We start from the raw sequence: 21,476 nt of genomic DNA on the forward strand, positions 1-21,476 counted from the left end.
CAAGGACCGTGGCGCGCCGAAGGCGTGATCGGCACATCGTTGCGTTTTGCGAAAAGCTACGTTGTGCAATCGACGGATTCTCTGGCGGCGCTCCGGCCCCTACCTTGGGGGGGTGAAACACTCAACCACGGAGACCGTCATGAGTTTGCACTCATCCTCAATTCAAGTGACTTACGACTTCATCTGCCCATGGTGCTGGATCGGAGAGGAACATCTCGAACGCGCTCTGGCCGCTTCGGGTTTATCAACGGACCGCCCCATCGGCTTCCTGCCTTATCAGTTGAACCCTGACATGCCCGTTCAAGGCATGGATCGCAAAGTCTATCGCTCTGGCAAATTCGGCAGTTGGGCACGTAGCCAGGCGATGGACGCACAGGTCACCCACGCCGGTAAGGCGGTCGGGCTTGAGTTCGATTACGAGCGAGTCAAAAAAACGCCCAACACCCTGGCCGCGCATCGGTTGGTATGGCGCGAGCAACAGGCGGGTCGAGACGCGTCGACGCTGGTCAAGGCCATTTTCAAGGCGTACTTCGGCGAGGGGCGGGATATCGGCGACCTCACGATACTGGCCGACATCGCTGCCGAAACCGGGCAGGACCGAGCGGTCATTGTCGACTTTCTCAAGTCCGATGAAGGCACGGCTGAAGTCTTGAAGCTCGAAGCCCAAACCAAGGCATCCGGTGTGCGCTCGGTGCCCAGCATTCAGATCGCAGATGACGTGATCAGTGGCGCCCAGCCCGTCGAAATAATGACCCGGATACTGAAACGAAGCGAAGCCGCTTAAGGCGTTTTTCCAATCCCTATTCATTCAGGAAATCATCATGACTCATCACTTGTTCAGCCCGATCAAACTTGGCCAACTCACCCTCAAGCACCGCGTCGCCATGGCGCCTCTGACTCGTTCGCGGGCGGGGCAACCTGGCAACGTACCGACATCGATGAACGTCGAGTACTACCGTCAGCGTGCCAGTGCCGCATTGATCATTACCGAGGCTACGCAGATTTCGCAGCAGGGCCAGGGTTACGCCTGGACCCCCGGCATCCATAGCGACGAGCAGATCCAGGGCTGGAAGGCGGTCAGCGAGGCCGTGCACGCAGAAGGCGGGCGCATTTTCCTGCAGCTCTGGCATGTGGGGCGAGTGTCGCATCCGGTGTTCCAGCCTGGCGGCGGCTTGCCGGTGGCGCCGACCGCGCAACCGGTGCCCGGCAAGACCTTCATCCTCAATGAAGAGGGCGAGGGCGTATGGGGTGATGTACCTGTCCCTCAAGCGCTGGACATTCCCGGGATCGAAGCGATCGTTGCCGACTTCCGCAAGGCCGCTCGCAACGCGATCCTGGCGGGTATGGACGGTGTGGAAATTCACGCCGGCAATGGTTACCTGCTCGACCAATTCATCAACAGCGCCAGCAATCAGCGAAGTGATCGCTACGGGGGAAGTATCGAAAACCGTGCCCGGTTGCTGCTTGAAGTCGTGGACGCCGTGACCGCGCAAGTAGGCGCCGAACGCGTAGCTGTCCGCCTGACACCGATGGGACGTTTCATGGGGATGGGCGATGACACCCCGGAACAAACCTTTGGCTACATCGCATCCCGGCTCAATCACTGGAATCTCGCGTACCTGCACCTGGTAGAACCGATGATGGTTGGCACAGTGCTCGATGAAAGTAACGACCCACGCTGGGACGCGATCATCAAGCAACTGCGTAATGACTTCCACGGCGTTCTGATGTTGGCGGGAGGCTACTCCGGCGAAACGGCCGAACAGGCCATTGTGCAGGGGCGTGCGGACCTCATTGCGTTTGGTCGCCCGTTCATTGCCAACCCCGACTTACCGGCTCGCTTGCGCGGTCGCAACGAACTCAACGTGGCTGACGGCAACAGCTTTTTTGGCGGCGACGCCAAGGGGTACATCGACTATCCGGTGTTGGCATAACGCAACGCTAAACCGCAGCCGGGGAAATCACCCGGCAACGAGGAGAAAGGTAATGAAGCGTTCAGGTGTTCCGAAGGCCTTGGTCATTGGTGGTTCCCTGGGAGGGCTGTTCGCCGCCACGGCGTTACGCGCGATTGGTTGGCAGGTCGATATTTACGAGCGATCCCCTGCGGCGATGAACAGTCGTGGCGGGGGCATCGTTTTGCAGGCGGATGTCCTGCACCATTTTCGCTATGCGGGCATTCATCCGGCAGGGGCGCTCGGCGTCCGGTCCCATGATCGTCTCTATCTGGATCGAGTCGGTAGCATCGTGCATAAAGAGCCGATGCCGCAAACCCAGACGTCCTGGAATACGCTATACAGCGCGTTATTTTCTGCGTTTCCTGCCGAGCATTATCACCGTGGCAAGACGTTGGTGGATCTGACCCAGAATGAGCACAGGGTGACTGCGACTTTTGCAGATGGCGGCAGTGCAGAGGGTGACCTGCTGATTGGTGCCGATGGCGCGGGTTCAACCGTACGAAGCATGGTGCTGCCTGGAGCGGTACCTACTTATTCGGGGTATGTGGTGTGGCGTGGGCTGGTCGATGAAGAGCAACTTCCAGACTTCGCCAAAACGCAGCTTTACGAGGACTTTGTTTTTCAACAGGACCCCGAATCGCTGATGCTGGAATACATGGTCCCGGGCGTGAATGGCTCCGTTAATCCTGGCGAGCGTCGGTTCAATTGGCTGTGGTATTTGAAAGCTGCACAAGGGCCGGAACTGGACGCTGTGCTCACTGACCGCAATGGCCATCGGCGTAGTCACTCCATTCCACCCGGGGCCTTGGCCACGGGGCAGGATGCTTACATTCGGGAAATGGGTGAGCGGCAGGCGAACCCGGCTTTTCGGGAACTGATTCGCCAGACCAAGGATATTTTTGTGCAGGCGATCCTTGATCTCAACGTCCCGCAAATGGTGTTTGGCCGTGTGCTGTTGACGGGGGATGCCGCTTTTGTGCCGCGTCCTCATACCGCCGGAAGCACGGCCAAGGCCGCCCGCAATGCACTGTCCCTGGCGCAAACAATCGATGACAGCGGCGACCTCGATCATGCACTGCTGGCCTGGCAGCGACAGCAACTTGCAGAAGGCAAGCGCATGGCGGATTGGGGAGTGAATATGGGCAATCGGATCATGGGCATCGCGCAAGCCTGATGGGTGCGGTTCACACCGGCCAACCTGTACCTGCCCCGGGATGCCACTCTATTGATCAATCGGTTATTTGTCGTTTTTTGATTGTCATCCGATCAATTGTAGGGTCGCAGGCCTCTTTAATCAGGCCATTGAGCACAGCCATGCAAGATTCCCATTGCCTGGTCATGCACAGTCGCCACCTTTACCTTTCGATTTCGGAGTCCGTTCATGGACAAGTTGCTTGCGCTGAAAATGTTTGTCGAAACGGTACGCTGTGGGGGGTACTCATCTGCAGCGCGTAAGCTCGGCATCTCCACGTCGTCGGTGACGCGGCAGGTCGCGGGGCTGGAAAGTGAGTTGGGCGCCAGCCTGCTCAACCGCACCACGCGCAATACGAGCGTCACAGTGGCGGGGCAGCACTATTTCGATAAGGCCGTGGCGATCCTGGAGGCCATCGATGAAGCGGATGCCGTCGTTGCCGATCGTGGCAGCGAAGCTCAGGGGCGTCTGCGGGTCAGTGTCCCGGTGGAGTTCGGCCGGCGAATCATCGCCCCGCACTTGGGGCGGCTGCTTGAACGCCATCCCGGTCTGGAAATCAGTCTCTTGCTGAGCGACGAGATCAGTGACCTGCTCAGCGAACAAATTGATGTGTCAGTACGTCTCGGTTCATCGGTTGTCAGTGACGACATCATCAGCAGGCAGTTGGGCGAGTTCCAGCGCTGGGTTGTGGCGAGTCCCGAATACCTGGCACGAACCGGACTGCCCCGACACCCTTGCGACTTGCTGGAGCACCAGTGCTTACGTTTCGATTACCGCATGGGCCACCACCAATGGACATTCCAGGGGGATGAGGACGTCATCCGCTTGAATGTGCAGGGGCGGCTGCAAAGCAACAATGCCGACATTCTGCGCGAGGCTGCCTTGGCCGGTGGCGGGGTGACGCTGTTGGCCGATTGGCTGGTACGTGAGGATGTCAGTGCAGGTCGGCTGACGCGGGTGTTGGAGCAATATGAGGTCAACCCAGGCAGTGCAAGCACCTGCATCAATGCGCTGTATCTGCCCAACCATCGTGGCTCCAGTCGCATCAATGTATTCATAGCGTTTCTTCAGGAAATAATCACGCCCTAAGCGCGTCTCGTGCATCAGGCAAGACCGCGTTGCACATTTCCCCGCGTGCTTGAGTTCGTACAGTGGCATCCATCAACTGCCCCCGGTCGTCAACGCAGCATCCCGCGGCCACTGACAAAAAATTTCGTTTAGAACAGGACGTCAGCATGACGCAGTTGGCAGCTCAAACAGTCTTATCGGGGTGGGCAAGGGTGCTAGGGGGGCGAGTGTTCGAATCACTCCGTCCCGACCATATTTTTCAATGACTTAGGCCAATGTTCACAGCATTGGCCTTTTTCATGTGCGTGAGGCCTGCCAGCTTCCGTTCAGCCTCTGATCATGGCTAATCCTTTGACTTTTTGTGATTGAACAGGCGCGCGATGTTTTGATTTGGGGCAGAATGTCGGACTTCATCGGCTTGACAAAATACTTGGTGATCTCCTTGGTGTGTCTCTGGGCAGGATTTGCTTTCTTCCAAATCGCGCGTAAAGGTTTTGCAGATGTGTTCTGAGTTTTCAATACAGGTTAAAAGTGTTAGCAAGCATTTTCGAATATACGCCAGCCCGCGCGCGCGTCTGCTGCAGATGTTCAGTAGGGAAAAGCACTATAAGGAGTTTGTGGCGCTAGATGATGTTTCTTTTGTAATAAATAAAGGCGAGACAGTTGGCATTGTTGGTCGCAATGGGAGTGGAAAATCTACGTTGTTGCAGATGATTTGCGGCACTCTGACCCCTACTTCCGGTGAGATAACTACACATGGCCGTATTGCCGCGCTGCTAGAGTTGGGGTCGGGTTTCAATCCCGAGTTCAGTGGGCGAGAGAATGTTTACATGAATGCTTCCATACTTGGACTTTCCAATGCGGAAACTGCAGCACGCTTTGAGTCCATACTCGCCTTTGCAGAGATTGAAGACTTCATAGATCAGCCGGTCAAGAATTACTCCAGTGGCATGATGGTGAGGCTGGCTTTTGCTGTGGCTATCAATGTCGACCCGCAGATCCTGATTGTCGATGAGGCGCTGGCTGTGGGGGATGAGCTCTTCCAGCGCAAATGCTATGCGCGGATCGAGGCTATCAAGGCCCAAGGTGCGACCATTTTGTTCGTTTCCCATGCAAGTAATACGGTTGTGAGCCTGTGTGACCGGGCGATTCTGCTGGATGGTGGTAAAAAAATTACTGAAGGCACGCCCAAATCAGTGGTTGGTAAGTATCAGCGGCTGCTGAACGCTCCTGCCGACAAAGCCAAGGTCATGCGCGAACAAATGTTGGCTGGTATCGAGGCGCCTCCGAGTCCCGAGTTGGCTGAGCCTGGAGAAGTGGATGAGCCATGTCAGGAAATGGCGGGATATTTCGATCCGCACCTTGTTTCCAAGACTGTGCTGTCTTATGAATCTCGTGGTGCATTGATCTCTGATCCTCAGTTACTCAACATCCAAGGGCAAAAGGTTAATTGTCTCAAGGCAGGAGAAACTTATCGCTATACCTACCGTGTGCGCTTTGATCGTGATGCTAGGAATGTCCGTTTTGGTATGCTGATCAAGACTCCCACTGGCGTGGAGTTGGGAGGGGCTACTTCAGCCAAGCAGATCGCAGAGGGAATCGTGGTTGTTTCATCCGGTTCCGTGCTGTCGGTGGAGTACAGTTTTGTCTGTCGCCTCAATGAAGGATTGTATTTTCTCAATGCTGGCGTATCCGGGGATTGTGGTGAGGGATTCCACCATCTTCATCGCGTCGTCGATGCGTTGTGCTTTCGCGTGAGTGCGGAAAGCAAGCAGTTCGGGCTTGGTCTCGTGGATTTCTCATGTGCGCCGGAATGGTCTTTGGTAGAGTGATTGGATGTTAAGGTTTATCGGAATTGGTGCCCAGAAAAGCGGCACTAGCTGGTTATACGAAGTGTTGAGCAAGCATCCAAGTGTAAGCTTTCCAGCTGGCAAGGAAGTTCACTTCTGGGATGCTCACTACCTGAATGGTGTTGGCTGGTACAGCAGTTTGTTCAGTGAGGAACGCTGCAATGGCGACATCACTCCTGCCTATGCAATTCTGCCACTCGACCGGATTCGTGAAGTGCACCAATACTTTCCCAGCTTACGTATCGTTTATCTGATGCGAAATCCGATTGAGCGAGCATGGTCTTCTGCCAGGATGGCACTGCGCCGAGCCGAAATGGAGTTTTGTGAAGCGTCTGATCAGTGGTTCATTGATCATTTCAAATCGCAGGGATCGTTGCAGCGTGGTGACTACGCCAACTGCTTGAGAAACTGGATGTCGGTCTATCCTCGTGAGAGCTTTTTGATTTCTCGCTACGAAACGATTGCGCACGACCCCGTTGGTTTCGCCAACAGGGTACTGAGTCACATTGGCTTGGGTGAGTTTTTCTCCGAGACTCATCGTCCCGAGTTATCTCGGCCGGTCTTCGAGGGCTACAAATCTGCTATCCGACCGGAATTGTTGCAAGTGTTGCATCGGCTCTATGCTGACAAGATCGACGCATTGAGCGAGCTGCTCGAGGCTGACTTCTCAGACTGGAAGAACAGGTGTTGGCGCTGACGGAAAGCTGACCCACCCAGCCGATTGATAATTGACCCAGGACGGATTGCTGATTTTTGCCCCAGCAATTGTGGATAAGTTTAGCAGCAGTGTTCTGGTTGACGACGCATCCAGCCCCACTGACCCGCTGATGTAGCGCACTATCGCTCCCGGATCAGCCGTCACTGGCATTCCATGCGCGCTGGATGCCTGGTTGGGTACTGGGTACAGTGCTTGGAGTCCAAGTTGCACTATCCGCCTGAATCGCAAGGATGCCCATGCGTAAAATCTTGATAGCGTTGTCGCTCGTTATTCCCTCGCTCCTGCTGCCTGGCTGCTCAGCTGTGTCGACTTTCGACAAGTATGCAACCTTGCGCTTTTATGAGTTCAGTCGAACGGACATTAAGTACAGTCACTTTGATGGTGAGTCAGGCATGCTGAGTTCTAATCCCAATTTTCGGAATACAATGCTGCCCGCACGGATAGCCGATAACAATCAATGGATCGACTTCACTGATGACATGGGGCAAGTTTATAAGACGTTTGGAAATACCTTACATCGCGACACATTTCCAGCTGGGCTGGAGCCGATCAAAGAGTTTGTTGCCTGGAGTCAGCTTCCGCCAATGCAGCGCCTGATTATGCGCGATACGTTGAATGCCAAGCCTGAGTTCACATCTATTAACGCTCGACTGGTGCTTGAGCGCGGCACGAATGAGCCGCTGTTGGTTTTTACAGGCAGTTCGCTACCTTGGGAGACAGCCCCGCAGTATGCGATCGACAAAGTCAACGCAGTCAGAATGCTGGTGAATGCGCGGATCTGGTATGAGATTTTGAAGTAGCAGGCTTCCGAGAAGGCCAATGGCAGATCTGACAGCCCAGCCCCACGCTGGGCTTTTTGCATCTGGCGGGAAATATCGGTACTAATGAAAACCCAATCGAGCGTGATGTCGTTTTGCCTCTTCCCACTCGCGACCTATGGAATCAAGGCGGTCGATCTGGGTGGCAAGTATTCGAGCGAGGTATTCGCTCAGTTCGTCCCAGGCGCGCGGGTTGTCAAAGCCTTCAACCACCTTGATGTGGCAGTGCTGGCGGAGCCGGAAGTGGCGGGCGGCAAGCGCGTCTTGTTCTACTCAGGCGATGATGCAGCCGCAAAGGCAGACGTGCGTAAGATCATTGAAGAGACCGGCTTCTATCCCGTTGACCTGGGGTCGCTTGACGTTGGTGGGCATCTGGCATCGCTGCCTTTTGGCTCGCTGTCTGCGCAGAACTTCATCAAGATCTGATCGCACAACGCTGAATAACGCGCAGTATTTTCCCCGGGAGACCGGACTGCCGTTGACGAGTGATTCCCGGGACTGGCATCTGGCATTACGCGCGTGGGGTGTAGTGGTCATGCCCTCTCCCTATGGGCGTACTTATCTGTCTTCAGTTCTGGATGAGTTGGCCGAGGGTCTGCAGTTCGCCTTTTTCTACATCGGAAACAAGGACGTAGCGCATGTGCTTAGCTTGCCACGAGACGACGTTGAAGCCTCGGATTGATTGGGTTTGCTGAGGTTTGTCAGCTTCGGGGGTGGGCAGTATGAACACGTTGATAATGTGTTTCGCCCGGCCATAGCTCAGTGCTGCTATGGTCTGGTGTTGCAGATAATCAAGGCGTCCGCCCAGCAGCACAAACCCTTGCGCCGTGTAGTCGACCACCGGTGGCGAGAAGTCGAGTTTGCCGGCGAACCACGGTTTGACGGTGTGACGGTCGGAGGAAACGACGTCGTTGAGGTGTTCGCCCATCAGCGAGCGCACGTGGCTGGAGACGGCTTCGTCCATCAGCGGTTGTTCGCCGTCGGGCGTTGCGATGTAAAGCATCGCGGCCAGCGCCAACGTCGTCGCAGAGAACGCTGGGGCGAGCCATTTCCGCCAGCGTTCCATTAGGCCAATGGCAGGTGCTTCAGGCGCGAAGATACGGGTGGCTAACGCTGCCGGCGCCGGGTAATACGCAGCATGGCGCTTCACGCTGACCTTCAGCGCTTTTACTTCTTCACACACCCGCGCGCATTCCCTGCACAAAACCAGATGCGCAGACACATCCGCAGCCAAAGCAGGATCCAGTTCCTGATCCACATAACCTTGCAACCGAACCCGGCAAACCGGGCAATCAAGCTCATTCATGATCGTGCAACTTCAGTAATTCAATCTTGAGCATCGCGCGCGCCCGGGCCAGTCGCGACATGACGGTGCCCATCGGAATGTCGGCCACCAGGGCGATGTCTTTGTAGGGCAGGTCTTCGAGTTCTTTGAGCACGATCACCTCGCGATACGCTGGCGGCAGGGCGCTGAGGGCTTGCTGGAGCAACGCGACGTTTTCGGTGTGAATGGCCAGCAATTCCGGGGTCTGGCTGTGGCTGAGTGCGCCTTCATGCTCGCCGATGTCGTCTTCGATGGCCACCCAATGCCGCCCGGCCGAGGCTTTGAGCCAGGTGTAGCTTTCGTTGCGCACGATAGCCAGGAACCACGCCCTGGCATTGCCATCGGCAAAGCGCTGCAAAAACCTGAAGGCGCGCAACGCGCTTTCCTGCACAACGTCGCGCGCGGCGCTGTCGTTGCCGGTCAGCCAGCGCGCGAGGTTGTAGGCGGCGTCCAGATGGGGCGCTATCAGTTCCTCGAATTGCTTCATGGTCGGTTCCGCACCGTCACACCTCTATAACTGTGCTGCGCGGGCGTTTATTCCCGCAAAAGAATTTATTTTTTGGCTCGGAATAAACCGCCACCGCGCAAGGTTTCCCTCGTGTCAGCTACCTCACTGTAGTTCGCCCGCGAGGACACACCGATGGCCATGCACACAAAACCTCAACGCCGCACCGACGGCTTGCTCAACCCGGACCGGCGCACGCTGCTCAAGTGTTCGGCGTGGGCCGGGGCCGGCGTCATCTGGGCCTTGCATGGCGGCATTCCGAAAGCCTTTGCGCTGGATGCGGCGGGCAACGTTTCCGATCCCGAGGCGTTGGACAGCACCTTCCACTTCGTACAGATCAGCGACTCGCACATCGGCTTCAACAAGGAGGCCAATCCGGAGCCGGTGAAGACCCTGCAAGTGGCGATCGACAAAGTTATTGCGCTGCCGAAACGGCCTTCGCTGATCCTTCATACCGGCGACATTACCCACCTGTCCAAAGCCGAGGAATTCGACACGTCGGCGCAGTTGCTCAAGGCGCTGCCGTCCACCGTGCATTACGTGCCGGGCGAGCACGACACGCTCGATGCGGGCGGCGGCGCGCTCTATCTGGAGCGTTATGGCAAGGGCACCAAAGGCAATGGCTGGTATAGCTTCGACGATCACGGCGTGCATTTCATTGCGCTGGTGAATGTCTTCAATTTTCAAGCGGGGCGTGAGGCCAATCTCGGCGCCGATCAACTCGCCTGGCTGGCGGATGACTTGCGCGTGGTGTCGAGCAGTACACCCATCGTCGTCTTCACCCACATTCCGTTGTGGACGATTTATCAGCCATGGGGCTGGGGCACCGAGGACGGCGATCAGGCGATCGCGATGCTGCGCAAGTTTGGTTCGGTGACGGTGCTGAACGGGCATATTCACCAGGTCATTCAGAAGGTCGAAGGCAACATCACCTTCCACACCGCCCGTGGCACGGCGTATCCGCAACCTGCACCGGGTGCGGCACCTTCACCGGGGCCGATGACGGTGGCGGCGGATCAGTTGCGCAATTATCTGGGGGTTACCGAGGTGCGTGCCACGCAGGGCGATCACCCGTTGGCGCTGATTGACTCGACATTGGTTTAAGAGGGTGGACAAATGAAAACGCGACTGTTGGCGCTGCTGTGCCTGATGTTGTCGATGCCGGTGTGGGCGCAGGAAGTGAAGATCGACATCAAGCAATTCATGTTCGACCCCAAGGATCTGACCGTGGCCGTGGGCACCAAAGTGACGTGGGTGAACGACGATCAGGTCCCGCACACGGTCGCGGAAACCCACAAGGTGTTTCGCTCGGGAGCGCTGGATACGGACGATAGTTTTTCCTGGGTGTTCGATACCCCAGGGGAGTTTGAGTACTTCTGTGCGCTGCATCCGCAGATGATCGGGAGGATTATCGTGACTCAATAATCTAGCCGGAAAACGTCAGTACCGTTGTCTCTTCAGTTGCCGCGATGAAGGCCGCGACCTGCTCCTTCGGGGGCGGAGAGAGTTGGCAATATTCGTCTGCCAGGTATTCGATAACGGCTTGGTCATCCCAGGGGCCAAGCGATGTCAGGTAGTCAGGGTACTGATTCTGAATCTCTACCCATGAAGAGTAAGGTTTTTTGGAGAGCAGCATCTTTGTGTGGGTGTAAATAATGTGGATGTGCACGAGGCGGTTTTCCTTACGCTGCCTGGGGGTTGTGACTTCTTTCATGACTGTCCTTGCGCAAGGGCCGGCGCGGTGGAAGCGGGCGCGCCATCATCTACAAAGAGCTTGAGCAGCATCAGCACTCATTTGCGACGTACACGCGGTGCCACGCCGGTCAGATGCTCACGCACGCACGCCCAGGCTGTGTGAAGGCTGTTGCGCAGTGACACGGCATCAAGGGTCATGATGCGTAATGAAACCCCGCAATCGTTGGGCAACGCGCTGACACCCAGATAGCGGTCGGGGTGAGCGGGTAGGGCATTGCGCAAGGCTGTTTTCAACGCTTCGACAGGTAAGCCCTGGCCCACAAGCATAAATGTTGCCAGGGTCTGGAAGGCATGACTGACGCCCGGTAATTGCCGCAGCAGGTCTTGCCCGCTCAGCGCCAGGCGATCGCCGGCCAGTAAGCGGCCTGCCGGGCAGCGCACTTCCAGGTCGGCGCGGTAGAAATCGAAGAGGCCGGCACTGTCTTGAGGGGTGTGCAGGCAAAACGCGTCGCACAGCATCACCCTGGCGCCCGGGTGCAGATTCACCCTCACCTGGCTGTACAGGTTTGCCTGGGGAAACAGGATCGTCGCCATTGGCAGGTACTCCAGCAATGCTCCGCGTTCGGCGGTGAGGCTGACAGTCTGGCGTGCCGATTGCTCGAGCATGCTGTGCGCTACCGTCGCCGCGCCAGTGCTGACATGGACTTGAGTGTCCGGCCCGGCATGCAGGTGCATCCGCAAATCCTGCCCTGCGAAAATCCCGCCCGAGCACGACTGCACATACACGGCGGCCATGTCTTTCGGGTCGTCCGGCAGCTTCAGGGTGCGGCCCAGATGAAAGGGATAGCCCACGCGCTGCTCGCTGATATAACTGGCGCCGGACGGCGCTTTGCTGAAGGCGATCCGGGCCTGCACCGGTGACGATGCCTGGGGCGGGGCAATCAACGGGCGAAGCAGTTCCTGCGGCGCGTTCATGGTCGGTCAAACAATACGGCGCGGCTGATGGCTTCGACTACCGCGTCGACCCCGTCACCCGTCGCGCAGTTGGTGAACAGCACGGGCCGGCCGTTGCGGGCTTCGGCGGATTCGCGACGCATGCGTGGCAGATCAACGCCCACATAGGGCGCCAGATCATATTTGTTGACCACCAGCAGATCACAGCTCAACACGCCTGGCCCTCGTTTGCGCGGGATGTCATCGCCGCCAGCAACATCAATCACAAAGATCCAGTAATCCACCAAGTCCAACGAGAAGGTCGAGGCCAGGTTGTCGCCACCGGACTCAATCAGGATCAGGTCCAGGTTCTCGAATCGCGCTTCCAGTTCGTCGGCCATTTGCAGGTTCAGCGTCGGGTCTTCGCGGATCGCCGTGTGCGGGCAGGCGCCGGTTTCTACCGCGAGCACCCGTTGTGGGTCGATCAGGCCGCTGCGCTGCACCCGTTCGGCGTCCTCGCGGGTCGCCAGGTCGTTGGTGATGATGGCCAGTTCGGTGCCGCGCGCGATGAAGCGCGGAATCAGTTGCTCCAGCAGGCGAGTCTTGCCCGAACCGACCGGGCCGCCAATCCCGACTCGCGCGGCGCCGGGGTGGGCTTGCGGCTGCGGTACGGCGTGGAATGCAGTGCTCATTATCGGGTTCCTTTTATTGGCTGTGATCAGCGCAACATGTAGCGCTGGGCCAGGGGCACTTCGCTGACCGGCTCGCAGGTCAAGCGCTCACCGTCGGCGTACACATCGAAGGTCTGTGGGTCGACGCGAATGTCCGGGCAGGCGTCGTTGTGCAGCATGTCGGACTTGCGCAGGGTGCGGGTGCCGAAGGCCGGCAACAGGACTTTTTTCAGGCCCAGCTTCTCGGCGGTATTGGCCTCTACCGCGAGGCGGTTGACGAAATTCACCGACAGCGCCTGTTTGGCTTCACCGAAGGCACCCCATTGCGGGCGCATGATCAGCGGTTCGCAGGTGTACAGCGAGGCTGCCGAGTCGCCCATCACGCCGTGCACGATAAAACCGCCCTTGACCACCAGCTCCGGCTTGATGCCAAAAAAGGCAGGGCGCCACAGCACCAGGTCAGCGATCTTGCCCGGCTCCAGCGAGCCGATATAACTGTCGATTCCGAACACCCGCGCAGCATTGATCGTGTACTTGGCGATGTAACGCTTGATGCGTTCGTTGTCGCCCAATCCGGTTTTTTCTTCCGGCAAACGGCCGCGTTGGTCTTTCATCTTCGAGGCCAGTTGCCAGGTGCGACAGATCACCTCGTTGATGCGCCCCATGCCCTGGCTGTCGGAGCCCAGGATCGAAATCGCCCCGGTGTCGTGCAGGATGTCTTCGGCGGCGATGGTCTGCGGACGGACCCTGGACTCTGCGAATGCCACGTCTTCCGGCACGTCCGGATTGAGGTGATGGCAGACCATGATCATGTCCAGGTGCTCGTCGAAGGTGTTGACGGTGTACGGATTGGTCGGGTTGGTCGAGGAGGGGATGCAGTTGGATTTTCCTGCCACGCTGATGATGTCCGGGGCGTGGCCGCCGCCTGCACCTTCGGTGTGGTACATGTGGATCGTGCGGTCGCCGATGGCGGCCAGCGTGTCTTCGAGAAAGCCCGACTCATTCAGGGTGTCAGTGTGCAGTTGCACCTGAAAGTCGTATTCATCGGCCACCTTGAGGCAGGTATCGATCACGGCGGGCATCGCGCCCCAGTCCTCGTGGATCTTCAAACCCAGGCAGCCACCACGCAGTTGGCCGAGCAGCGATTCCGGCTTGCTGGAATTACCCCTGCCGAGAAAGCCGAAATTGATTGGCCAGGCTTCAGAGGCTTGCAGCATCTTGCCAACATTCCATTCGCCGCCGCAGTCGATCCCCACGGTAATCGGCCCAAGCGAGCCGCCGATCAGCGTCGTCAGGCCCGCGGCGAGCGCGTGGTCGCAGAGTTGCGCAGAATCGAAATGCACGTGCACGTCGATCCCGCCGGGCGTGACGATCAGGCCTTCAGCGTCGCGCACGGTGGTTGCGATGCCGCAGATCAGCAGCGGATGCACACCGTCCATGACCTGCGGATTGCCGGCCTTGCCGATGGCTACGATCTTGCCGTCCTTGATGCCGATGTCGCCTTTGACGATGCCGATCACCGGGTCGATGATCAGCGCGTTGCAGATCAGCATGTCCAGCGCGCCGTCTGCGCTGTCATGCCCCGGCATCAGGCCCATGCCGTCGCGCAGGGTCTTGCCGCCGCCGTGCAGGCATTCATCGCCGGGCACCGAGTGGTCGAATTCCACCTCGGCCAGCAGCGAAGTATCCCCCAGGCGCACGGCGTCGCCGGTGGTGGGGCCGTACATCGCGGCGTATTCCTTGCGAGTCATCGTTGCCATGGATCACGCCCCCTTGAACTGTTGAGCGCGCGCGCGATCGAGCGCGATGGCTTTGCAGGCCGGATCGTGCAGGTTGCCGTTGGTCAAACCGCTGAAACCGTGGATGTCACCCGTGCCGCCGAATTGCACCAGGTGCACTTCGCGCAGCTCCCCCGGCTCAAAACGCACGGCGGTGCCGGCGGGAATGTCCAGGTGCATGCCGAAGGCGGCGGCGCGGGGGAAATCCAGCGCCTTGTTGACTTCGAAAAAGTGGTAGTGACTGCCGATTTGCACCGGCCGGTCGCCGGTATTGATCGCCCGTACGGTGGTCGTGGGGCGACCGCTGTTGAGCTGTATATCGCACTCGGGCGAGATGATTTCGCCAGGCGTCGGCATGACGGCCAACGGCAACTGGCCGGGTCGAATCGGCTGATGCACGGTGACCAGTTTGGTGCCATCGGGGAACGTACCCTCCACTTGCAGCACCGGCAGCAGATCGGCCACGCCGGGCATGACATCGTCAGTGTTGAGGAGCGTTGAGCCGAAACTGATCAGCTCGGCCACGCTGCGCCCCTCACGGGCGCCTTCCAGTATTTCATCGGCAATCAGCGCCGAGGCTTCCGGAAAGTTCAGGCGCAGCCCTTTGGCGCGGCGTTTACGCGAGAGTTCGGCGGCGGTGTACAGCGTCAGCCGCTCAAGTTCGGTGGGCGTCAGCAGCATGTTCAAGCTCCTGTGTCGGCAGCAGGCGTTTTCGTGCCTGCCACCTCAATTGGCGAAAAGACGGAGGTCCTGGGTTTCGTGACGCATCACGGCAATCTCGGCCATGGGTGTGAAACCGCTGGCGTCGTCGGGGGCGAGCGGAGCCTCAGCCAGCAGTTGCAGGAGCAAGGGCTGGATATCGGTAAGCACCCGCTGCGCATCCACATGCCCCATTACGCCCAGGCGCACAGCGGCGCTGACCAGTCCGGTGCATAACCCATGGGCGGCAGCGAGTTGGCAGTGCTCGAGTGGCATGCCGAGACGTTTCCACAGCAGCCCTTGCAGCACCGGCAAATGCCCCGGCGTTGCTCGGGCGAGCACGTGTTGCTGGTAAGCGGCAGCGCCGGGTGTACCGAGCGCGACATGCACGCCCAGCAACGATTGGCCAACGCGACGTGAGCCTTGGCGCAGTTCCTCTGCCAGGGTCAGGGCCTCGATGTGACTGTCCAGGTCCATCAGGGTGGCGAGGTCAGCCGCCGCGTGCCAGGCGGCGCATAAAAACACCCGGTCAAAACTGTTCCAGCGATGGCGCAATTGCCCTTCGACGAAGGCCCGCACCTGAACGCTGCGATCATTCTGCAGCCCGCGCTGACGGCGCCTGACAGGGACGCGGTCGGTCATCGAGTCGTTCTGCCCCAGGCGTGCATCGGCCACCAGCGTTTCCAGCCCCCATGACCAGGCAACCGCGCCGCCGGGGAAAAAGCTGTCCGCCTGTTGCAGCGCCAGCAGGCTGCTGCGCAAATCGGCCGGTGCGGCGCTCATAGGCGCTGCACCCGGCCGTCCGCGAGCATCGGCGCCAGACGTTCGAGGTAATCGGCCTGCGGGCCATTCAGCGGGATCCGTAACGTCGTGCCTGCAAAGCGCACGGCCCAGTGCATGTTTCCGGCGAAATACCCCAGCTCCAGCGCTGCGGCAGCGTCCCTCGGTTGCAGGTCGAGAAACTGCACGTCCTGCATTTGCACGACGATGGCGCGCTGACCGTCGAGCATCAGCACCGAGCCGTTACGCAGTTGCTGATGGCGCTCCAGCCGAATCGCACAGTCGGTGCCGCGATCACTGGCCAGGCGCAGGCGATGACGCTGAATATCGCTGGCCGACAGGCTGAGGGTTTCGACCTGGCCTGCGTGGCTGAGGTCATGCAAACGGTCGGCGAGGGCAGGGTCGCTGGCCTGGCCCAGAATGCGGTCAAGGATCAACATGGTGTGCGCTCCCAGGTCCGGTTTCAGATGGTCAGGTAGCGCAGGATGCGCTCGCGGTCGACGGTTTCCCGGACCTCGCTGTGGACGAACTCGCCTTTCTCGATGATCAGGTAACGGTCGGCCACTGCCATCGCAAACGACAGCACCTGTTCGGAGACGATCAGCGAAAACCCCCGTTCTTTTTTCAGCAGGTTCAGGGCCCGGGCGATGTCCTTGATGATCGATGGCTGAATGCCCTCGGTCGGCTCATCCAGGATCAGCACTTTGGGGTTGGACACTAGCGCGCGGGCAATCGCCAGCTGTTGTTGCTGGCCGCCGGAGAGGTTGCCGCCCTTGCGTCGACGCATCTCGAACAGCACCGGGAAGTACTCGTAGATGTAGTCGGGAATCGGCGCGGCTGGGGCGCCCTGCATGCCCGTGAGGATGTTTTCCTCAACCGTCAGGTACGGAAAAATCATCCGCCCCTGTGGCACGAAGCCCACCCCGGCGGCCACCCGCTCATAGCTCTTGCTGGCAGTGAGTTCCTGGCCCGCCAGCGTGATGCTGCCGCTACGTGTCGGCAGCATGCCCACCAGGCTTCTGAGCAGGGTGGTCTTGCCCATGCCGTTGCGACCCATGATCGCCAGGGACTCGGCGGGTGCGAGAGCCAGGTTGAGGTTGCGCAGCACATGGCTGTCGCCGTAATACACGTTCAGGTTATTGACGGTCAGCATGCTCAGTGCCCCAGATAGACGTCGATGACGCGAGGATCGTTTTGCACCTGATCCATCGAGCCGTAGGCCAGGGTTTTGCCCTGGTGCAGGACGGTGACTTTGTCAGCCACTGACTTCACGAACTCCATGTCGTGCTCGATGATCACCATGGCGCGGCCCTTGGCGATACGCTTGAGCAGGCCCGCGGTCTTTTCCCGTTCGCCTGCACTCATGCCGGCCACCGGCTCGTCCAGCAGCAACAGGTCCGGGCGCTGCATCAGCAACATGCCGATCTCCAGCCACTGCTTTTGCCCGTGGGACAACAGCCCGGCTTTGCGCCCCAGTTGGTCCTGGAGGAAAATCATCTCGGCGGTCTGCTCGATCTCTGCTTGCAGGGCCGCGTCTTTGCGGGCGAACAGGCAGTTAAAAATGCCGCGTTTGCCAGGCGATGAGATGTCGAGGTTCTCGCGCACGGTGAGGTCTTCATACACCGAAGGGTTCTGGAACTTGCGCCCAACGCCCGCGCGGGTGATCTGGTACTCGATCATGTTGGCCAGTTGCAGGTCCTTGAAACGGATGCTGCCGGCACTCGGGCGGGTTTTGCCGCAGATCATGTCAAGCAGGGTGGTCTTGCCCGCGCCGTTAGGGCCGATCACTACGTGCACCTGGTTTTCTTCGACATAGAAATTCAGGCTGTCCACTGCCTTGAACCCGTCGAACGACACCGTGAGGTCTTCGACACTCAGCAACAGGCCACTCATGACTGCACCTCCTGTTGGGCGTGGCCAAGGCGTTGCAGCAAACCGGCCAGCCCGGTCGGCAAGAACAGCACCACGCCCATGAACAGGAAACCGATGAAGTACTGCCAGAAGTTGACGAAATTTTCCGACAGGTAGGTTTTGGCCACGCCAATCAACAGCGTGCCGTACACCGCACCCACCAGCGACAGACGCCCGCCAAGGGCTGCGTAAATGACGATTTCGGTCGAGGGGATGATGCCCACCAGCGACGGCGACGCGAGGCCGACCTGCAGGGTGAACATCACTCCGCCGAGCGCCGAGATCAGTGCCGCCACGGCAAAGATGAACGCTTTGAACAGTGCTGTGTTGTAGCCGGAAAACCGCACGCGGTCCTCACGGTCACGGATCGCCACCACCACTTTGCCCAGTCGGCTGCGCAGGATGAACCCGCACAACGCCACGCAGCCCAGCAGCAACAGGGTGGTGATCAGGTACAGAATCCAGGGCGTTTGAGGCGTTTGCAGGCTCATGCCAAAGGCGGTCTTGAAGTCGGTCAGGCCATTGACGCCACCGGTGTAGCCTTGCTGGCCGATGATCATGATCGACATGATCGCCGCCAACGACAGGGTGATGATCGAAAAGTACACGCCGCCCACGCGCTTCTTGAAATACGCGTAGCTGAATACAAACGCGAGCAATGTCGGGAGGATGAGGATCGCCGCAAAGGTGAATGTCGCCGACTCGAAAGGCTTCCACCACCAGGGCAGCGCGTCGACGCTGTTCCAGATCATGAAGTCCGGCAACGCCGAGCCGTAGAAGGCGGCGAGTGCGCTCGCCGCTTCGTCGGTGGCCGTGGCTTCAAGTTTCAGGTACATCGCCATCATGTAGCTGCCAAGGCCAAAGAAGATGCCCTGGCCCAGGCTGAGTATCCCGCCGTACCCCCAGATCATCACCATGCCCACGGCGCAGAACGCCAGGCTCAAATATTTGCCGGCCAGGCCCAGGCGAAAGTCGCCCAGGCTCAGGGGCAATATCACCAGCAACAGCAGCGACAGCCAGGCCAGGCTGTGGCGCTCGAGCAACGGCAGCAACCCGGCGCGCAGCCAGCGCGTGGTCGGCGTCGAGGTGCTGGGGCGGGTGAGGGGCGTCTCAGTCATATCGTTCATCTCAGCGTCTCACTTTCGCGGCGAACAAGCCGTTGGGGCGGAAGAACAGCAGCACGATCACCACCAGCAGCGTGATGGCTTTGGCCATGGATCCGGTGGTGAGGTATTCCAGCGAAATCTGCGTCTGGCCGATGGCGAAGGCCGACAGGAAGGTGCCCAGCAAACTCTCCACCCCGCCAAACACCACGACGATGAAGGTGTCGACCAGGTACTGCTGGCCGCTCACCGGGCCGGTCGAGGCGAGCATGGTGAACGAGCTGCCGGCGATCCCGGCCAGCCCGCAGCCCAGGGCAAACGTGACCGCGTCGACGCGGGCGGTGTTGATGCCGGCCGCCCCGGCCATGGCGCGGTTCTGGGTCACCGCGCGAATGCGCAAACCCCAGCGGCTGCGGTACAAAAACAGAAACACGGCGCCGGCGATGACCAGTGTCAGGCCGATGATGAAAATCCGGTTGAGCGGCAGTTCCAGGCCATCGCTGATCTTCCAGGCGCCTTGCAGCCATTGCACGGTGGGCACGCTGACTTCCTTGGGCCCGAAGACTTGGCGGAACACCTGCTGCAGCACCAACGACAGGCCCCAGGTCGCCAGAAGCGTGTCGAGCGGGCGGTTGTACATGAAGCGAATAAAGCAGCGTTCGAGCAAGAAACCAAACGCGAAGGTCACGACGAAGGCCACGCCGATGCCGATCACGAAATACCAGCCCATGTAGTCGGGAAAGTAGCGCGCAAACACCACGGACGTGACGTAGGTCATGTAGGACCCCATCGCCATCAACTCGCCATGGGCCATGTTGATTACGCCCATCAGGCCGAACACGATGGTCAGCCCCAGGGCCATCAGTACCAACACCGAGAACAGCGAGAACCCGCTGAAGACCTGCATCACCAAAATATCGAAAGTCATTGCGTCGCTACCTGTCGCTGCACGTTGGCGGACCGCGTGGGCGGGAGAGGGCGCGAGTCAGATCGCGCCCGACCCTGCATCACAGTTTCGGGAAAGGGTTGGGCTCGATGGGCGCGGACTCGTAGATCACGTCAACCTGACCCTGGGCATTGAGGGTGCCGATACGCGCGCGCTTCCACAGGTGGTGGTTGTCCTTGTGGACTTTGACCTCGCCTTCAGGCGCGTCGAGGGTCAGTTCCGAGGACGCGGCGATCACGGCCGGGACGTCGAAACTGCCGGCTTTTTCCACGGCTTTCTTCCACAGGTACACTGCGGTGTACGCGGCAGCCATTGGGTCGCCGACCACGCGTTTGTCGCCATAGCGGGCCTTGAAGGCGGCGACGAATTTCTCGTTGACCGGGTTTTTCAGGCTCTGGAAGTAGCTCATGCAGGTGAGAAAACCGGTGAGGTTTTCGGCGCCGATGCCGGTGACTTCTTCTTCGGTGACGGCCAGCGCCATCAGCGTCTGGTTGCTGCTGTCGATGCCGGCGGCCTTGAGCTGTTTGTAGAACGCCACGTTTGAGCCACCGACGATGGTGGACAGCACGATGTCGGGCTTGGCGGCCTTGATTTTGTTGATCACCGAGGAGAACTCGATGTTGCCCAGGGGCAGGTAATCCTCACCGACGATGGATCCGCCCTGCTTGGTCACCGACGCCCGTGCCAGCTTATTGGTGGTGCGCGGCCAGATGTAGTCCGACCCCACGAGGTAGACGGTCTTGCCTTTGTTGGCCATCAACCAGCTGACGGCTGCCAGGGTTTGCTGCGACGCTTCGGCGCCGGTGTAGATGATGGCCGGGGATTTTTCCAGGCCTTCATAGAACGTCGGGTAATACAGCAACGCCTTGTTGCGTTCGAACACCGGCAACACCGCTTTACGCGACGCCGAGGTGAAGGCGCCGAACGTAGCGACAACGTGATCGTTTTCCAACAGCTTGCGCGCCTTCTCGGCGAAGGTCGGCCAATCGCTGGCACCGTCCTCGACGATCGGTTCGATGGTCTTGCCGAGCACGCCACCGCTGGCGTTGATTTCGTCGATGGCGAGTTTTTCCGCATCCACCACCGAGGCCTCACTGATGGCCATGGTGCCGGTCAGCGAGTGGATGATGCCGACCTTCACGGTCTCGGCTGCCTGCACCTGGCTGACCAGGGAAAACGGCAACAGGCTGAAGGCGCCCAGCAACAGGGCATGCTTGATCAAACGGCGTTTGTCGTTGTGCATTCACTTCTCTCCAGGAATAAAAAAAGCCCGACATCCCGGCTAAATCAATAGTCGGGAAATCAGGCTTCTTGTGCCGAATCTGGCGGGACAGCTGTGTCCGATCCAGTCGTACGCGAGGTGCTTCCCTACTTGCCAAGGGGGCGTAGGGCAAACAGCTGGCGCGATGTCTCTGGAGAGTTATAGCAAGGGCAGTGCCAATTGCGACCAGGGCGTTTTCCGGGCAGTTGAGGGGAGGGGGCGAGTGACTCCTGCATCTATTGCCGCGTGTCACTGGCCTGCGCTGCTTT

General features: G+C 59.2%; 24 protein-coding genes. 10 read left to right on the top strand and 14 right to left on the bottom strand.

All coding sequences use genetic code 11. From position 1 onward, the window contains the following. Positions 1 to 139 precede the first annotated feature (139 nt). The 8 genes from AC1Q6I_RS01625 to AC1Q6I_RS01660 all read left to right on the top strand — a co-directional run bounded on the left by AC1Q6I_RS01625 (position 140) and on the right by AC1Q6I_RS01660 (position 8,027). A complete protein-coding gene (locus tag AC1Q6I_RS01625; RefSeq protein WP_102623993.1) occupies positions 140 to 784 on the top strand; it encodes a DsbA family oxidoreductase in 645 nt (214 codons plus the stop codon). Positions 785 to 821: 37 nt separating this feature from the next. Continuing rightward, on the top strand, positions 822 to 1,934 hold the full coding sequence (locus AC1Q6I_RS01630; RefSeq protein WP_102623994.1) for an alkene reductase: 1,113 nt from the start codon (positions 822 to 824) through the stop codon (positions 1,932 to 1,934). A gap of 52 nt (positions 1,935 to 1,986) precedes the next feature. Further along, complete coding sequence (locus tag AC1Q6I_RS01635) at positions 1,987 to 3,129, top strand: FAD binding domain-containing protein (protein WP_102623995.1); 1,143 nt, start codon at positions 1,987 to 1,989, stop codon at positions 3,127 to 3,129. A 207-nt stretch (positions 3,130 to 3,336) separates the two neighbouring features. After that, positions 3,337 to 4,236, top strand: coding sequence for a LysR family transcriptional regulator (locus tag AC1Q6I_RS01640; protein ID WP_024076452.1), 900 nt, complete (start codon positions 3,337 to 3,339; stop codon positions 4,234 to 4,236). A gap of 479 nt (positions 4,237 to 4,715) precedes the next feature. After that, on the top strand, positions 4,716 to 6,047 hold the full coding sequence (locus AC1Q6I_RS01645; protein ID WP_102623996.1) for an ABC transporter ATP-binding protein: 1,332 nt from the start codon (positions 4,716 to 4,718) through the stop codon (positions 6,045 to 6,047). 4 nt (positions 6,048 to 6,051) lie between these two features. Next, the gene (locus AC1Q6I_RS01650) at positions 6,052 to 6,762 is read left to right on the top strand and encodes a sulfotransferase family protein (protein WP_069076664.1); all 711 of its coding nucleotides are present in this window, start codon (positions 6,052 to 6,054) and stop codon (positions 6,760 to 6,762) included. Between the two features lie 257 nt (positions 6,763 to 7,019). Then, positions 7,020 to 7,583 (top strand): hypothetical protein, encoded by a 564-nt coding sequence (locus AC1Q6I_RS01655; protein ID WP_102623997.1) that lies wholly within the window; start codon positions 7,020 to 7,022, stop codon positions 7,581 to 7,583. An 84-nt stretch (positions 7,584 to 7,667) separates the two neighbouring features. Then, entirely contained in the window at positions 7,668 to 8,027 is a 360-nt protein-coding gene (locus AC1Q6I_RS01660) for an NADPH-dependent F420 reductase (RefSeq protein WP_227496815.1), read from the top strand. 142 nt (positions 8,028 to 8,169) lie between these two features. Here AC1Q6I_RS01660 and AC1Q6I_RS01665 read toward each other — a convergent pair whose 3' ends face one another. Together AC1Q6I_RS01665 and AC1Q6I_RS01670 are read right to left on the bottom strand one after the other, a co-directional pair. Next, positions 8,170 to 8,907 carry an anti-sigma factor family protein gene (locus AC1Q6I_RS01665; RefSeq protein ID WP_069076666.1) on the bottom strand — a complete coding sequence of 246 codons (738 nt, stop codon included), beginning with the start codon at positions 8,905 to 8,907 and terminating at the stop codon, positions 8,170 to 8,172. After that, positions 8,900 to 9,412: a sigma-70 family RNA polymerase sigma factor gene (locus tag AC1Q6I_RS01670; protein WP_069076667.1), complete on the bottom strand. Its 513-nt coding sequence runs from the start codon at positions 9,410 to 9,412 to the stop codon at positions 8,900 to 8,902. The genes AC1Q6I_RS01665 and AC1Q6I_RS01670 overlap by 8 nt, the downstream gene beginning before the upstream one ends. 153 nt (positions 9,413 to 9,565) lie before the next feature. Between AC1Q6I_RS01670 and AC1Q6I_RS01675 the strand changes: the two genes are divergently transcribed. Together AC1Q6I_RS01675 and AC1Q6I_RS01680 are read left to right on the top strand one after the other, a co-directional pair. Next, complete coding sequence (locus tag AC1Q6I_RS01675) at positions 9,566 to 10,534, top strand: metallophosphoesterase family protein (RefSeq protein ID WP_069076668.1); 969 nt, start codon at positions 9,566 to 9,568, stop codon at positions 10,532 to 10,534. A gap of 12 nt (positions 10,535 to 10,546) precedes the next feature. Continuing rightward, complete coding sequence (locus AC1Q6I_RS01680) at positions 10,547 to 10,855, top strand: plastocyanin/azurin family copper-binding protein (RefSeq protein WP_069076669.1); 309 nt, start codon at positions 10,547 to 10,549, stop codon at positions 10,853 to 10,855. A gap of 1 nt (position 10,856) precedes the next feature. On the opposite strand, the gene AC1Q6I_RS01685 is transcribed toward AC1Q6I_RS01680, so the two are convergent. From AC1Q6I_RS01685 to urtA, 12 genes are all read right to left on the bottom strand, one after another. Beyond that, a complete protein-coding gene (locus tag AC1Q6I_RS01685; protein WP_219730552.1) occupies positions 10,857 to 11,144 on the bottom strand; it encodes a hypothetical protein in 288 nt (95 codons plus the stop codon). A gap of 77 nt (positions 11,145 to 11,221) precedes the next feature. Beyond that, positions 11,222 to 12,100 carry an urease accessory protein UreD gene (locus tag AC1Q6I_RS01690; protein ID WP_102623998.1) on the bottom strand — a complete coding sequence of 293 codons (879 nt, stop codon included), beginning with the start codon at positions 12,098 to 12,100 and terminating at the stop codon, positions 11,222 to 11,224. Next, positions 12,097 to 12,750: an urease accessory protein UreG gene (gene ureG, locus AC1Q6I_RS01695; protein ID WP_069076670.1), complete on the bottom strand. Its 654-nt coding sequence runs from the start codon at positions 12,748 to 12,750 to the stop codon at positions 12,097 to 12,099. The genes AC1Q6I_RS01690 and ureG overlap by 4 nt, the downstream gene beginning before the upstream one ends. 26 nt (positions 12,751 to 12,776) lie before the next feature. Then, entirely contained in the window at positions 12,777 to 14,489 is a 1,713-nt protein-coding gene (gene ureC, locus AC1Q6I_RS01700) for an urease subunit alpha (protein WP_069076671.1), read from the bottom strand. 3 nt (positions 14,490 to 14,492) lie between these two features. Continuing rightward, positions 14,493 to 15,188, bottom strand: coding sequence for an urease subunit beta (locus tag AC1Q6I_RS01705; protein ID WP_069076672.1), 696 nt, complete (start codon positions 15,186 to 15,188; stop codon positions 14,493 to 14,495). A 45-nt stretch (positions 15,189 to 15,233) separates the two neighbouring features. Further along, the gene (locus AC1Q6I_RS01710) at positions 15,234 to 15,989 is read right to left on the bottom strand and encodes an urease accessory protein UreF (protein WP_069076673.1); all 756 of its coding nucleotides are present in this window, start codon (positions 15,987 to 15,989) and stop codon (positions 15,234 to 15,236) included. Beyond that, positions 15,986 to 16,426: an urease accessory protein UreE gene (gene ureE, locus AC1Q6I_RS01715; protein WP_069076674.1), complete on the bottom strand. Its 441-nt coding sequence runs from the start codon at positions 16,424 to 16,426 to the stop codon at positions 15,986 to 15,988. Before ureE ends, AC1Q6I_RS01710 begins: the two co-directional genes overlap by 4 nt. 23 nt (positions 16,427 to 16,449) lie before the next feature. Next, positions 16,450 to 17,139 (bottom strand): urea ABC transporter ATP-binding subunit UrtE, encoded by a 690-nt coding sequence (gene urtE / locus AC1Q6I_RS01720; RefSeq protein WP_069081345.1) that lies wholly within the window; start codon positions 17,137 to 17,139, stop codon positions 16,450 to 16,452. 2 nt (positions 17,140 to 17,141) lie between these two features. Next, entirely contained in the window at positions 17,142 to 17,879 is a 738-nt protein-coding gene (urtD, locus tag AC1Q6I_RS01725; protein WP_069076676.1) for an urea ABC transporter ATP-binding protein UrtD, read from the bottom strand. Then, the gene (gene urtC / locus AC1Q6I_RS01730; protein ID WP_069076677.1) at positions 17,876 to 19,024 is read right to left on the bottom strand and encodes an urea ABC transporter permease subunit UrtC; all 1,149 of its coding nucleotides are present in this window, start codon (positions 19,022 to 19,024) and stop codon (positions 17,876 to 17,878) included. Before urtC ends, urtD begins: the two co-directional genes overlap by 4 nt. A 1-nt stretch (position 19,025) precedes the next feature. Further along, the gene (urtB, locus tag AC1Q6I_RS01735) at positions 19,026 to 19,928 is read right to left on the bottom strand and encodes an urea ABC transporter permease subunit UrtB (protein ID WP_069076678.1); all 903 of its coding nucleotides are present in this window, start codon (positions 19,926 to 19,928) and stop codon (positions 19,026 to 19,028) included. Between the two features lie 79 nt (positions 19,929 to 20,007). Further along, entirely contained in the window at positions 20,008 to 21,189 is a 1,182-nt protein-coding gene (urtA, locus tag AC1Q6I_RS01740; RefSeq protein ID WP_065926081.1) for an urea ABC transporter substrate-binding protein, read from the bottom strand. Between the last annotated feature and the right edge of the window lie 287 nt (positions 21,190 to 21,476).

It is taken from the genome of Pseudomonas sp. MPR-R2A5, assembly GCF_058793055.1.

Coding starts and splice junctions, on each gene's coding strand:
- AC1Q6I_RS01655 (WP_102623997.1), top strand. CDS start 7,020: ATGCGTAAAATCTTGATAGCGTTGTCGCTCGTTATTCCCTCGCTCCTG.
- ureG (WP_069076670.1), bottom strand. CDS start 12,750: ATGAGCACTGCATTCCACGCCGTACCGCAGCCGCAAGCCCACCCCGGC.
- urtA (WP_065926081.1), bottom strand. CDS start 21,189: ATGCACAACGACAAACGCCGTTTGATCAAGCATGCCCTGTTGCTGGGC.
- urtE (WP_069081345.1), bottom strand. CDS start 17,139: ATGCTGACCGTCAATAACCTGAACGTGTATTACGGCGACAGCCATGTG.
- urtD (WP_069076676.1), bottom strand. CDS start 17,879: ATGAGTGGCCTGTTGCTGAGTGTCGAAGACCTCACGGTGTCGTTCGAC.
- AC1Q6I_RS01640 (WP_024076452.1), top strand. CDS start 3,337: ATGGACAAGTTGCTTGCGCTGAAAATGTTTGTCGAAACGGTACGCTGT.
- AC1Q6I_RS01670 (WP_069076667.1), bottom strand. CDS start 9,412: ATGAAGCAATTCGAGGAACTGATAGCGCCCCATCTGGACGCCGCCTAC.
- ureC (WP_069076671.1), bottom strand. CDS start 14,489: ATGGCAACGATGACTCGCAAGGAATACGCCGCGATGTACGGCCCCACC.
- AC1Q6I_RS01690 (WP_102623998.1), bottom strand. CDS start 12,100: ATGAACGCGCCGCAGGAACTGCTTCGCCCGTTGATTGCCCCGCCCCAG.
- urtC (WP_069076677.1), bottom strand. CDS start 19,024: ATGAACGATATGACTGAGACGCCCCTCACCCGCCCCAGCACCTCGACG.
- AC1Q6I_RS01635 (WP_102623995.1), top strand. CDS start 1,987: ATGAAGCGTTCAGGTGTTCCGAAGGCCTTGGTCATTGGTGGTTCCCTG.
- AC1Q6I_RS01675 (WP_069076668.1), top strand. CDS start 9,566: ATGGCCATGCACACAAAACCTCAACGCCGCACCGACGGCTTGCTCAAC.
- AC1Q6I_RS01625 (WP_102623993.1), top strand. CDS start 140: ATGAGTTTGCACTCATCCTCAATTCAAGTGACTTACGACTTCATCTGC.
- AC1Q6I_RS01710 (WP_069076673.1), bottom strand. CDS start 15,989: ATGAGCGCCGCACCGGCCGATTTGCGCAGCAGCCTGCTGGCGCTGCAA.
- urtB (WP_069076678.1), bottom strand. CDS start 19,928: ATGACTTTCGATATTTTGGTGATGCAGGTCTTCAGCGGGTTCTCGCTG.
- AC1Q6I_RS01685 (WP_219730552.1), bottom strand. CDS start 11,144: ATGAAAGAAGTCACAACCCCCAGGCAGCGTAAGGAAAACCGCCTCGTG.
- AC1Q6I_RS01645 (WP_102623996.1), top strand. CDS start 4,716: ATGTGTTCTGAGTTTTCAATACAGGTTAAAAGTGTTAGCAAGCATTTT.
- AC1Q6I_RS01650 (WP_069076664.1), top strand. CDS start 6,052: ATGTTAAGGTTTATCGGAATTGGTGCCCAGAAAAGCGGCACTAGCTGG.
- ureE (WP_069076674.1), bottom strand. CDS start 16,426: ATGTTGATCCTTGACCGCATTCTGGGCCAGGCCAGCGACCCTGCCCTC.
- AC1Q6I_RS01680 (WP_069076669.1), top strand. CDS start 10,547: ATGAAAACGCGACTGTTGGCGCTGCTGTGCCTGATGTTGTCGATGCCG.
- AC1Q6I_RS01665 (WP_069076666.1), bottom strand. CDS start 8,907: ATGAATGAGCTTGATTGCCCGGTTTGCCGGGTTCGGTTGCAAGGTTAT.
- AC1Q6I_RS01630 (WP_102623994.1), top strand. CDS start 822: ATGACTCATCACTTGTTCAGCCCGATCAAACTTGGCCAACTCACCCTC.
- AC1Q6I_RS01660 (WP_227496815.1), top strand. CDS start 7,668: ATGAAAACCCAATCGAGCGTGATGTCGTTTTGCCTCTTCCCACTCGCG.
- AC1Q6I_RS01705 (WP_069076672.1), bottom strand. CDS start 15,188: ATGCTGCTGACGCCCACCGAACTTGAGCGGCTGACGCTGTACACCGCC.